Source organism: Flavobacterium amniphilum, from assembly GCF_023634845.1.
Taxonomy (GTDB): Bacteria; Bacteroidota; Bacteroidia; order Flavobacteriales; family Flavobacteriaceae; genus Flavobacterium; species Flavobacterium amniphilum.
On record NZ_JAMLJL010000009.1, the window covers coordinates 1 to 13,104 of the forward strand.

Genomic DNA, 13,104 nt, shown 5'->3' on the forward strand with positions numbered 1-13,104 from the left:
CTGACGGTACGGTGACAGTGGCAGGTAATACCCCGGCTGGATCGTACAACGTAGAATATACCATCTGTGAGGTGACCAACCCGTCGAACTGTGATACGGTAATCAGTGTGGTTACGGTAACGGCTCCAGTGATCGATGCGGTAACGGAGACTTACGGGCCGATTAATGGTAACACCGGCGGCACAACGCCGACTGTGGTACTGAACGATACTTTGAACGGTAACCCGGTAGTGATCGGCACAAATCCTGGACAGGTAACCCTAACCCCGGTTAGTGTTCCAACGGGCTTAACTTTAAACCCTGACGGTACAGTGACAGTGGCAGGAAATACCCCAGCTGGATCGTACAACGTAGAATATACCATCTGTGAGGTGACCAACCCGTCGAACTGTGATACGGTAATCAGTGTGGTTACGGTAACGGCTCCAGTGATCGATGCGGTAACGGAGACTTACGGACCAATCAGCGGTAACACTGGCGGCACAACGCCGACTGTGGTACTGAACGATACTTTGAACGGTAACCCGGTAGTGATCGGCACAAATCCTGGACAGGTAACATTAACTCCGGTTAGTGTTCCAACGGGCTTAACTTTAAACCCTGACGGTACGGTGACAGTGGCAGGTAATACCCCGGCTGGATCGTACAACGTAGAATATACCATCTGTGAGGTGACCAACCCATCGAACTGTGATACGGTAATCAGTGTGGTTACGGTAACGGCTCCTGTGATCGATGCAAATGATGATTCGGAGACGATGCAATCCGGATCAAATGGTGGAACAGCAGTTATTGATGTGTTCGAGAATGATACATTGGATGGGAATCCAACAGGATTGTCCGAAGTCACATTGACAGTTGACGCTCCGGATCCTACAGGTCATATTGTTTTGAACCCAGACGGAACAGTTTATGTTAATCCGGGAACACCGGCAGGAACTTATCAGATTACATATACAATTTGTGAAATATTGAATCCGGGTAACTGTTCTACAGCTGTTGTAACGGTTATTGTTAACACGATAGAAGATATAGATATTTATACGCATATGACACCGAACGGAGATGGAGATAATGATGTGTTCTATATCGATGGAATAACTAAATATCCTAATAATACTGTTGAGATTTACAACAGATGGGGAATATTGGTGTATCAGGCTAAAAAGTATAACAATACTGATGTGGCTTTTGACGGAAGATCAAGAGGAAGAACGACAGTAAGTGAAGATGATAATTTGCCGGAAGGAACATATTATTACATTGTCAGATATACCAAAACTGATGGGGTAACAAAAGAAAAAGCAGGATATTTATATATAAACAGATAATCTATAATGTCTGTTGAAATTTAAAAAAATGATTATGAAATTAAGATTAATTATATTAGGATTATTACTGAGCTGCATCTTTGCTAATGCACAACAAGAAGCACAGTATACCCAGTATATGTACAATACGGGGAATATAAATCCTGCTTATGCCGGTTCAAGAGGTTCTTTGAGTGGATTGATTATGCACAGAACCCAATGGGTGGGATTAGATGGTGCGCCGGTAACAAATACGGCGGTTATCAGTTCACCTTTGGGAATTTCACAAAAATTTGGTTTAGGTGTGAGCGTGATTAATGATAGATTAGGTCCATCCGACAACAATGTTCTTTCTGTGGATTTGAGTTATTACGTCCCTACTTCCGAAAACTTTAAACTGGCTTTTGGGGTAAAAGGAACAGCAGATATGTTCAAAGTTGATTTTACAAAAGTTAAGCTGTTTAATCCGAATGATGGTCTGAACCGTGAAAATATCGATAATAGATTTTCTGCCAATATAGGTGCTGGTTTGTATTGGTATTCTGAAAAAACATACTTAGGATTGTCTGTTCCTTATATTTTGGAAAATAATTATTATGATAATGATATACAGTATGTTGCGAGTGATAGAATGCATTTGCATGTCATGGCAGGACACGTTTTTAATTTGGGAAGTGAAACGAAATTTAAACCATCAGTTTTAAGTAAAGTAGTTCAAGGTGCTCCTTTACAGGTTGATTTGTCGGCTAATTTCCTGTTTTTTGATAAACTTACACTTGGTGCTGCATACCGATGGAGTGCTGCGGTAAGTGCAATGGCAGGTTTTCAGATTTCAGATTCCTGGTTGATCGGTTATTCATATGACAGGGAAACAACAAGACTGGGGAATTTTAATTCAGGATCACATGAGGTGTTTCTTAGATATGAGTTATTCAGAAAGTATGATAAAGTAATTTCTCCAAGATTCTTCTAAATAATGACTGGTATGAGAAAAATTTATATGATATGTGTTTTGTTATTTGGATTGCAAATGCAGGCACAACAGACAAAAGTTGCAAAAGGAGATACTCAATTTAATGACCTTGCTTATATTGATGCTACCGAAACTTATTTGAAAGTGGCTAAAAAAGGGTATAAGTCGAAAGAATTGTTTCAGAAATTAGGAGATTCCTATTATTTCAATGCAAATCTGAAAGAAGCCAATAAATGGTATACAGAACTTTTTGCACTTGGTCAGCCAATTGAAAGTGAGTATTATTACCGTTATTCACAAACACTTAAAGCAGCCGAAGATTATAAAAAAGCGGATGAATATTTGGACAAGTTTTATAAGTTGTCTGCAAATGATATCCGGGCTAATTTATATAACAAACAAAGAGATTATAAAAAAACAATTGAAAAAAATTCAGGAAGGTACGAAGTTAAAAGTACCACGGTGAATACCCGTAAATCAGATTATGGAACTGCTTTTTTTGGCGACAAAGTTGTTTTTTCAACTTCAAGGGATACAACCGGTTTTGCCCGTGTTCAAACAAGATGGACAAATCAGTCGTTTACTAATTTTTATGTTTCAAACAGAACAGAAGAAAATGATCTGACAAACCCTGAACGCTTCTCAAAAACAATAAATTCTAAATTTCACGAAGATACTCCGGTATTTACAAAAGATTTGAAAACGGTTTATTTTACCCGTAATAATTTTACTGAAGGAAAAATCGGAAGGGATGAGAAGCAAGTAATTAATTTGAAGTTATACAAAGCGGTATTGAATGCTGAAGGTAAATGGGAGAATGTTACAGAGTTACCTTTTAACAGTAATGCATACAGTGTTGCCCATCCTGCTTTAAGTCCGGACGAGAAAACGTTGTATTTCGCTTCTAATATGCCGGGTACAAACGGACAGTCTGATATTTTTAAAGTAGCAATCTTAGGTGAAAACCAATACGGAACTCCTGAAAAATTATCAAATGCGATTAATACGGAGGCAAGAGAAACGTTCCCGTTTGTTACGCAGGATAATGAGTTGTATTTTGCATCAGATGGTCATCAGGGATTAGGTGGATTGGATGTTTTTGTGACTAAAATAAACACGGACGGATCAATTGGTCCTGTAGTAAATTTAGGAGCGCCAATTAACGGTCCAATGGATGATTTCGCTTTTATAATTGACAATTCTACGCGTAAAGGTTATTTTTCTTCCAACAGAAACGGAGGAAAAGGACTTGACGATATTTATAGTTTTACCGAAAAGGAACCTCTTGTTATTGATTGTAAAAGTGAATTAGCCGGTCTTGTAACTGATGCAGAAACCGGTGTGATCTTGCCTGGTTCAACAGTATCTTTATTTGATGATAAATTCAATTTACTTTCAAAAGTTACTACTGATGGTAAATCTTCATATCAATTTGAGGTTAAATGTGGTCAGAAGTATTATGTAAGGGCCGAGCAAGCAGAGTATGAAACCAAAGAACAAAATGTTGTTCTGCCGGATTCAAGCGGGAAGACAGATCTTCCGATTGCATTAAGTAAAAAGCTTAAAGAGATCAAACCGGGAACCGATTTGGCAAAAACGTTCAATATAAAAATTATTTATTTTGATCTGGATAAATCAAATATCCGTTCTGATGCTCAGGCTGATTTGGCTAAAATTGCTGAAATCATGAAGGAATTCCCAACTATGAAAGTTGATGTCCGTTCACATACGGATAGCCGTCAAACGAATGCTTACAATGAAAAGTTATCCAGTGCAAGGGCAAAATCAACTATTGACTGGTTGGTTAAAAACGGAATTGAGAAGGAAAGACTTTCGGGAAGAGGTTATGGTGAAAGCCAGTTGATAAACCATTGTGGTGACGGAGTGAATTGTTCTGAAGAAGAACATCAGATGAACCGTAGAAGTGAGTTTATTATTTTGAAAATGTAAACGGATATTTATTAAAATTTAAAAGGCATCAGTTAATTGATGCCTTTTTCTTTGGATAAAATATTGTTAATAGATTGCATTTTACTTGTATAATGTATCCGAATTGCTATTTTTGTTCGTTATTAAAAAAACCAACCCAAAAACAGCCTCATTAAATTAAGGAATATGAAGTTTAATAAATTAGTTTTAAGTGTACTGCTAGGCGTAAATGCTGTTTCTTTTTCGCAGGAAATTAAGAAAGAAGTATTGTTTACGGTAGATAATAAACCTTACTATACCGATGAATTTGCAAGAGTTTATAATAAGAATATCGACCTTGTCAAAGATGAATCGCAAAAAGATTTAAATCAGTATCTGGAACTTTTCGTTGGATACAAATTAAAAATCAATAAAGCGAATAAATTAGGATTGCAAAACGATCCGAAATATGTCAACGAATTAAAATCATATAGAAGTCAGTTGGCTAAAAATTATACTTCAGATACCAAAGTGACTAAGGCTTTGATTGACGAAGCTTATGCAAGAATGCAGAAAGAAGTAAGAGCATCACATATTTTAATTATGGTTGATGAAAATGCAGCTCCTGCTGATTCTTTGAAAGCATATAATGAAATTCTGGATCTAAGAAAACGCGCATTGGCCGGAGAGAACTTCGGTGATTTGGCAGCTAAATATTCCCAGGATCCTTCGGCAAAGGAAAATAAAGGAGATTTAGGCTATTTTTCGGCGTTTAGAATGGTGTATCCTTTTGAAAGTGCTGCCTTTAAAACTAAAGTTGGTGATATTTCAATGCCGGTCAGAACAAAGTTCGGATACCACTTGGTAAAAGTGGCCGATCTTCGTGATAACAGAGGAGAAGTTTCCGTAGCGCATATCATGATCGTAAAACCGAAACCAACCGGGAATGAATCGGCGGATTTGGAAAAAGCTAAAAATACAATTAAAGAAATTTATACAAAATTGAAGCAGGGAGAGAAATTTGAAAGCCTTGCAGCCCAATTTTCTGAAGATAAAAATTCCGGACCGAGAGGCGGTGTATTGCCAAAATTCGGTTCAGGCCAATTGAGTTCGGAAGAATTTGAAAACATTTCATTCGGATTGAAAAATGTTGGTGATTATTCAGAGCCGTTTGAAACACAATTTGGATGGCATATCATAAAATTGGTTGAAAAACATCCCATTCAGAAGTTAGAAGATTTAGAGCGTGAACTGGAAAATAAAATAAGAAGAGATGACCGTTCCCGTTTAATTACAAACTCGTTGAATGCTAAACTCCGTAAAAAGTACGTTGTTAAACGTAATGATAAAGTTTACAAACAGATTAAAACCGCAGTAACAGATGTTTATTATGAAGGAAAATGGGTAATGCCTGCGGATACTAAAGATTTTGAAAAGGAATTGGTGAAAATACAGGACAAACCGGTATTGGCTACCGGATTCCTTAGAGAATTGGAGTCACAGCAAAAATCAAATCTTAAAATCAAGCCAATCGGTAACCTGGTAGATCATTTGTATGAGAAATTTGTGGATAATCAGTTGAATATCTATTACAATGATAATCTGGAAAATGAATTTCCCGAATTCGCCAACGTGGTGGAAGAGTACCGTGATGGTTTGTTGCTTTTTGATTTAATGGAGAAAGAAATCTGGAATAAAGCTAAACAGGATACGTTAGGTTTGAAAGGTTTCTACGAAAAGAATAAGGGTAAATACCAATGGAAGAATAGGGTGGATGTAATTATTGCTTCGTCGACTAAATCTGATTTTGCCAAAAAAACACAAAAAATGTTGCAGTCTGATGCCACTATCGATGCGATTAAGGAAAAACTGAACACGAAAGAAGTGGTAAATATCATGGCCAAAGAAGAAACGTTTGAAGAAGGTAATGAGCATTTTCCTAAAAATGTTGCCTTTAAAACAGGAGTTTCTGAAGTATACAAGGATGGTGAATTTTATTTTGTAAACAAAGTGGTAAAAACCATCCCGGCCGGACCTAAAGCACTTGACGAAACCCGTGGTAGGGTAATTAATGATTACCAACAATTTTTGGAAGACAACTGGGTTTCTGAATTGAAAAACGAATTTAAAATTGCTATAAATCAGGATGTTTTTGAAAGATTGAAAACAGCAATGAAAAAATAATTAATGCCAATAAATAGATAAAATGAAATTTTTAAACTTTAAATGTAATGTAATCATCGCGACTTTGCTGATGGCTTTCGGAGCTTCGGCACAGGAGAAAAAAACCAAAGTTGATGGTGTGATTGGTGTAGTGGGTGATTATATTATTTTGGATTCTGATATTGATAAAACCTATTTGGAATTGAAACAGCAAGGTGTGGAAACAAATGATATTTCACGCTGCCAGATGTTGGGGAAAATGTTGGAAGACAAACTTTATGCTCATCAGGCTATTCAGGATAGTATTATTGTTACCGATACTGAAGTAAATCAAAAGCTGGATGAGCAGTATGCTTATATGGTTGAGCAGTTGGGAAGTACTGAAAAAGTGGTGCAGTATTTTAAAAAATCGAGTGAAGAAGATTTGAAAACGGAACTTTTTGAAATTATCAAAACCAATAAATTAACTGCCGAAATGCAGCGTAAAATTGTAGATGGTGTGACGATTACACCTGAAGAGGTCCGTGATTTTTTCAAGAGAATACCTAAAGACGAGCTGCCGGTTTTCGGTGCTGAAATGGAAGTGGCACAAATTGTTGTGAAGCCAGTAGTTTCTAAAGAAGAGGAACAAAAGGTGATTGATCAGCTGAAAGGATTTAAGAAAGATATTCTTGAAAACGGGGCTAGTTTTTTCAGTAAAGCAGTTCTATATACCGAAGATGAAGGATCTAGATCTACCGGAGGTTTATATAAAATGAACCGTAAAACACAATTTGTTAAAGAGTTTAAAGATGTAGCTTTTAGTTTGCAGGAAGGTGAAATTTCCGAGCCATTCAAAACAGAATTCGGTTACCATATTATTTATTTGGAGAAAGTGAGAGGTCAGGAAATTGATGTAAGACACATTCTTTTAAAACCAAAAGTTTCTCCTGAAGCTATGAAAGCTGCTAAGGAAAAAATTGATTTGATCCGAAGAAGAATCGTAAACAAAGAAATCTCATTTGCAGAGGCTGCCCGTACAATGTCTGATGAGAAAGAAACCCGTAATGATGGAGGTGTTTTGACGAATCCTAAGACACAGGATTCTCGTTTTGAATTGACAAAAATGGATCCGTCATTGTATAGTATTGTTGCCAATTTGAAAGAAGGGGAAGTTTCATTGCCAATGGCTGATGAAGAACGTGCCGGAGGTAAATTCTTCAAAATCATGACGGTTACAAACCGTTTTGATGAGCATACAGCTGATTATTCAAAAGATTACGGCCGTTTGAAAGAATTGGCTTTAAAAGAAAAACAAATCAAGGCTATTGCTAAATGGTCTGAAGAAAAAATTAAAGAAACCTATGTGAAAATCAATGGCGAATACCGCGATTGTACTTTTACTAATAACTGGTTGAAAAAATAATTATTTTAGTATTTCAAAGAAAAGAGTTAGTTTTATAAATCTATAAGCTAACTCTTTTTAATTTAAATATATTCCAAGATGTCTGATGTCGCTGCTATTCAAAATTTAGTTCAAAAACAAAAAGAGCTTAAACAGGAAATTTCAAAAATCATTGTTGGTCAGGAAGAAGTTGTCAATCAAATCATACTGAGTATTTTTTCGGGTGGTCATGCCTTGTTGGTAGGAGTTCCCGGATTGGCAAAAACGTTAATGGTGAATACAATCTCCCAGGCACTTGGTTTGGATTTTAAACGTATTCAGTTTACTCCTGATTTGATGCCTTCGGATATTTTAGGAAGTGAGATATTAGACGAAAACAGAACTTTTAAATTTATTAAAGGACCAATATTTTCCAATATTATTTTAGCGGATGAGATTAACCGTACACCGCCTAAAACACAGGCTGCCTTGTTAGAAGCGATGCAGGAAAAAGCGGTTACCATTGCGGGTCATCATTATAAATTAGCTTTGCCTTTCTTTGTGTTGGCAACACAAAACCCAATTGAGCAGGAAGGAACTTATCCGTTGCCTGAAGCACAGTTGGACCGTTTTATGTTTGCCATTAAGCTTGATTATCCTTCATTTGCTGAAGAGGTTCAGGTGGTGAAAAGCACAACTACTGATTCTTCAGTTCAGATTAATCCGTTGTTTACTGCGCAGGAAATTATCGATTTCCAACATTTAATCCGTCGTATTCCGGTAGCAGATAATGTAATCGAATATGCCGTTACTTTGGTTTCCAAAACACGCCCTGATAATGCATTGGCTACAGATTTTATTAAAAATTACCTGGATTGGGGGGCTGGACCAAGAGCTTCGCAGAATCTGATCCTGGCTGCCAAGACACATGCAGCGTTAAACGGAAAATTCTCTCCGGATATCGAAGATGTTCAAGCAGTGGCCACAGGAATCCTTCGTCACAGAATTATTAAAAATTACAAAGCTGATGCTGAGGGTATCTCTGAAGAAATAATCATCAAAAAGTTGTTTTAATACTGACTTGAATGTTTGGTTTAGATGTTGATTTATCCAAAAGGAATCCCGGACTGGATTTAGCTCGGACTGTTGCGATTACTTTGGTGGTTTTTGCGCATACTTTGTGGATAAGCAATCATTACCCGCCATTGGTTAGTTGGCTCATGCAGCTTAGCGGTACCATTGGGGTTGAGATTTTTTTTGTTATCAGCGGCTTTCTGATTGGTAAAATAGTAATGCGGCTCATTATGGATGATGATTTTTCGGTGCAGTCTATTTTTCAGTTTTTGAAAAGAAGATGGTACCGAACTTTACCAAACTATTATTTTGTGCTTTTTCTGAATTTGATTTTATGGTATGCTATTTATCAGAAAATCCCCGAAAAGCTGATTCTGTATTTTGTCTATCTTCAAAATTTCACAACCACTTCGCCTGATTTTTACCGGGTTGCCTGGAGCCTTTCAGTTGAGCAGTTTTGTTATATTATTGGGCCATTCACGCTTTTTTTTCTAATACGGTTTTTTCCGGAAAAAAAGAGGAGCCAACTTTTTTTATGGATGTGTCTGTTTATTATAGCTGTGTTTTTCGGTGTCAGGCTGTATTACAATCTTCATCATGAAACAAAATCCATATACGATTGGAACGAGAATCTAAGGAAAGTTTCTGTGTATCGTCTGGACGCTATTTATTACGGATTTGTATTGTACTATTTCTTCAGTAAAGGGATTATCACACCAACGTTGGAACGCGTATTCTTTGTGGTTGGTTTTTTGGGTGTTTTCATACTTCATATTTTTATTTTCGCTATCGGTGTACAGGTACAGCGTACTCCTTTCTTTTTTGATGTTTTGTATTTGCCGCTCAATTCAATCGCGATTTGTTTGACCATTCCGTATTTGGCCCGGTTTAAGATGAAAGAAGGTTTTGTCCTGAAATGGGTAACATTAATCAGTTTATTGGCATATAGTATTTATTTACTGCATTATACGGTTATTCTACATGCGATGAAAACCATTTGTCCGTCTGAAAATTTAAAAGGTATAGGTTTGTGGATCTATACTTTAGTGTATTGGTTACTGGTTATTTCCCTTTCGTATCTTTTATACCGTTTTTTTGAAAAACCGATGACAAATCTCAGGGATAAAAATTAATATTCTGTCAATAATATTTCTGTTAATTTGAATTTTCGCAAAAAAACATTCCCTAGAGTATGCTTTTCGTAAATGATTACAACTGAATAACTTATTTGATTGAAAAATTTTCAACCAAAAATCCAATTTTGTAAATTTGTGCAACAAAAAATAAAACTTCTAAAATGAATACTTATCAAGATTACATTAAAGAAATTGAAGAACGTAAAGGTCAGGGACTTCACCCGAAACCAATCGATGGAGCAGAATTATTAAGTGAAATTATTTCACAGATAAAAGATGTAAATAATCCATATCGTGAAGATTCACTTCAGTTTTTTATTTACAATACGTTGCCGGGTACTACAAGTGCTGCCGGTGAAAAAGCTGAGTTTTTAAAAGAAATTATTCTTGGAGAAGTAGCTGTTGCTGAAATCACTCCGATATTTGCTTTTGAATTGTTATCACATATGAAAGGTGGTCCTTCAATCAAGGTATTGTTGGATTTGGCTTTAGGAAATGATGGCGCCATTGCTGAGCAAGCCGGTGAAGTTTTAAAAACGCAGGTTTTCTTATACGATGCTGATATGGATCGCTTGAAAGTGGCTTTTGAAAAAGGAAATGCAGTAGCAAAAGGGATTTTGGAAAGCTATGCTAAAGCCGAATTTTTTACAAAGCTTCCAGAGGTTGCTGAAGAAATCAAAGTAGTTACTTTTATCGCCGGCGAAGGAGATATTTCAACCGATTTATTATCACCGGGTAACCAGGCACACTCACGTTCTGACCGTGAATTACACGGGAAATGTATGATTACACCTGAAGCTCAGGAAGAAATCAAAGCATTACAGGCACAACATCCTGATAAATCGGTGATGTTAATTGCTGAAAAAGGTACAATGGGTGTAGGTTCTTCCCGTATGTCAGGTGTGAATAACGTAGCGCTTTGGACAGGTAAACAGGCAAGTAAATATGTTCCTTTCGTAAACTTCGCTCCAATTGTGGGTGGTACCAACGGAATTTCTCCAATTTTCCTTACTACTGTTGACGTAACCGGAGGTATTGGTCTTGACCTTAAAAACTGGGTTAAAAAGACGGATGCTAATGGTGAAGTTGTCCGTAACGAAAGCGGAGAGCCGATTTTGGAAGAAGCTTATTCAGTTGCAACCGGAACCGTGCTTACTATTAATACAAAAGCAAAAAAATTATACAACGGAGATCAGGAATTGATTGATGTTGCCAAAGCATTCACACCGCAAAAAATGGAATTTATCAAAGCGGGTGGATCATACGCAATTGTTTTTGGAAAAAAACTACAAACATTTGCTGCTAAAACATTGGGGATTACAGCACCGGTTGTATTTGCTCCATCAAAAGAAATTTCTAATGACGGACAAGGTTTAACAGCAGTTGAGAAAATCTTCAACAGAAATGCTGTGGGAACGACTCCGGGAAAAACGTTACATGCAGGTTCAGACGTTCGTGTGACGGTAAACATCGTAGGTTCTCAGGATACTACAGGTTTAATGACGGCTCAGGAATTAGAATCAATGGCGGCTACCGTGATTTCGCCAATCGTTGACGGTGCGTACCAATCGGGATGTCACACCGCTTCGGTTTGGGATAAAAAGGCACAGGCTAACATTCCGAAATTGATGAAATTCATGAATGACTTCGGTTTGATCACAGCCCGTGATCCGAAAGGTGTTTACCATTCAATGACTGACGTTATCCACAAAGTATTGAACGATATTACTATCGATGAGTGGGCAATCATCATCGGTGGTGACTCGCATACACGTATGTCTAAAGGTGTGGCTTTCGGTGCCGACTCTGGTACTGTAGCTTTAGCTTTGGCAACCGGTGAGGCTTCTATGCCAATTCCGGAATCGGTAAAAGTGACTTTCAAAGGAAATATGGCTTCGTTCATGGACTTCCGTGATGTGGTTCACGCGACGCAAGCACAAATGTTGCACCAATATGGTGGGGAAAATGTTTTCCAGGGAAGAATTATCGAGGTTCACATTGGTACGTTAACAGCGGATCAGGCATTTACCTTTACCGATTGGACGGCTGAAATGAAAGCAAAAGCGTCTATCTGTATTTCTGAAGATGAAACGTTAATCGAATCATTGGAAATTGCGAAAGGCAGAATCCAAATCATGATCGATAAAGGAATGGACAATGCAAACCAAGTATTACAAGGTTTAATTGACAGGGCAAACAAGCGTATTGCTGAAATCAGATCAGGTGAAAAACCAGCTTTACGTCCAGATGCAAACGCTAAATATTATGCTGAGGTGGTTGTTGATTTAGATCAGATCGCTGAGCCGATGATTGCTGACCCGGATGTAAACAATGCTGATGTTTCAAAACGTTATACACATGATACTATCCGTCCGTTATCTTTCTACGGAGGGACTAAAAAAGTGGATCTAGGATTCATCGGATCTTGTATGGTGCACAAAGGCGATATGAAAATCCTGGCTCAAATGCTTAAAAATGTGGAAGCACAAAAAGGGAAGGTTGAGTTTAATGCTCCGCTTGTTGTTGCTCCTCCAACATACAACATCGTTGATGAATTAAAAGCGGAAGGCGACTGGGAAGTATTACAGAAATACTCTGGTTTCGAATTCGACGATAATGCGCCTAAAGGTGCAGCACGTACTGAATACGAAAACATGTTATATCTGGAGCGTCCTGGATGTAACCTTTGTATGGGTAACCAGGAAAAAGCGGCTAAAGGAGATACGGTAATGGCTACGTCTACACGTTTGTTCCAAGGCCGTGTGGTAGAAGATTCTACAGAGAAAAAAGGAGAATCATTACTTTCTTCAACTCCGGTTGTGGTATTGTCTACAATCTTAGGTAGAACTCCAACTATCGAAGAATATACTACAGCGGTAGAAGGTATCAACTTAACTAAGTTTGCGCCTTCGCACAAGTTGTTAGTGAAATAATTATTTAGTATATAAATACCAGAAGCCCGAGTCCTAAAACTCGGGCTTTTTTTTATTGCTGTTTTATCCCGCTCCGCAATCCCGATAGCTATCGGGACCTGACTTTGAATATCTATCATCGTCAATCTTTTAAATTCTCGTTGCCTACCTCACAACTTTTATCAGTTATACAAAGCATGTGATAAAAAAAGTGTGATAAAAAAAAATATCACAGAAAAATTATCACAAGTTTGTGATAAAAAAA

General features: G+C 37.4%; 8 protein-coding genes. All 8 read left to right on the forward strand.

Translation table 11 applies throughout. The features are described 5' to 3' along the window. Nucleotides 1-1,331: gliding motility-associated C-terminal domain-containing protein (locus tag NAT51_RS11270; protein ID WP_250599024.1), on the forward strand; the 1,331-nt coding region annotated here is incomplete at its 5' end. 34 nt (nt 1,332-1,365) lie between these two features. Further along, nucleotides 1,366-2,283 (forward strand): PorP/SprF family type IX secretion system membrane protein, encoded by a 918-nt coding sequence (locus NAT51_RS11275; protein ID WP_250599026.1) that lies wholly within the window; start codon nt 1,366-1,368, stop codon nt 2,281-2,283. Nucleotides 2,284-2,295: 12 nt separating this feature from the next. After that, complete coding sequence (locus NAT51_RS11280) at nt 2,296-4,233, forward strand: OmpA family protein (protein WP_250599028.1); 1,938 nt, start codon at nt 2,296-2,298, stop codon at nt 4,231-4,233. 165 nt (nt 4,234-4,398) lie between these two features. Next, nucleotides 4,399-6,375, forward strand: a complete 1,977-nt coding sequence (locus NAT51_RS11285) for a peptidylprolyl isomerase (RefSeq protein WP_250599030.1) — start codon at nt 4,399-4,401, stop codon at nt 6,373-6,375. A 22-nt stretch (nt 6,376-6,397) separates the two neighbouring features. Beyond that, nucleotides 6,398-7,759, forward strand: coding sequence for a peptidylprolyl isomerase (locus NAT51_RS11290; RefSeq protein ID WP_250599032.1), 1,362 nt, complete (start codon nt 6,398-6,400; stop codon nt 7,757-7,759). 78 nt (nt 7,760-7,837) lie between these two features. Continuing rightward, nucleotides 7,838-8,791 carry an AAA family ATPase gene (locus NAT51_RS11295; RefSeq protein WP_250599033.1) on the forward strand — a complete coding sequence of 318 codons (954 nt, stop codon included), beginning with the start codon at nt 7,838-7,840 and terminating at the stop codon, nt 8,789-8,791. An 11-nt stretch (nt 8,792-8,802) separates the two neighbouring features. After that, nucleotides 8,803-9,924 (forward strand): acyltransferase family protein, encoded by a 1,122-nt coding sequence (locus NAT51_RS11300; protein ID WP_250599034.1) that lies wholly within the window; start codon nt 8,803-8,805, stop codon nt 9,922-9,924. A gap of 164 nt (nt 9,925-10,088) precedes the next feature. Next, nucleotides 10,089-12,860 (forward strand): bifunctional aconitate hydratase 2/2-methylisocitrate dehydratase, encoded by a 2,772-nt coding sequence (locus NAT51_RS11305; protein WP_250599035.1) that lies wholly within the window; start codon nt 10,089-10,091, stop codon nt 12,858-12,860. Nucleotides 12,861-13,104 lie beyond the last annotated feature (244 nt).

Excerpts from the sequence above, each read along its gene's own strand:
- NAT51_RS11275 (WP_250599026.1), top strand. The coding sequence starts at position 1,366 with ATGAAATTAAGATTAATTATATTAGGATTATTACTGAGCTGCATCTTT.
- NAT51_RS11280 (WP_250599028.1), top strand. The coding sequence starts at position 2,296 with ATGAGAAAAATTTATATGATATGTGTTTTGTTATTTGGATTGCAAATG.
- NAT51_RS11285 (WP_250599030.1), top strand. The coding sequence starts at position 4,399 with ATGAAGTTTAATAAATTAGTTTTAAGTGTACTGCTAGGCGTAAATGCT.
- NAT51_RS11290 (WP_250599032.1), top strand. The coding sequence starts at position 6,398 with ATGAAATTTTTAAACTTTAAATGTAATGTAATCATCGCGACTTTGCTG.
- NAT51_RS11295 (WP_250599033.1), top strand. The coding sequence starts at position 7,838 with ATGTCTGATGTCGCTGCTATTCAAAATTTAGTTCAAAAACAAAAAGAG.
- NAT51_RS11300 (WP_250599034.1), top strand. The coding sequence starts at position 8,803 with ATGTTTGGTTTAGATGTTGATTTATCCAAAAGGAATCCCGGACTGGAT.
- NAT51_RS11305 (WP_250599035.1), top strand. The coding sequence starts at position 10,089 with ATGAATACTTATCAAGATTACATTAAAGAAATTGAAGAACGTAAAGGT.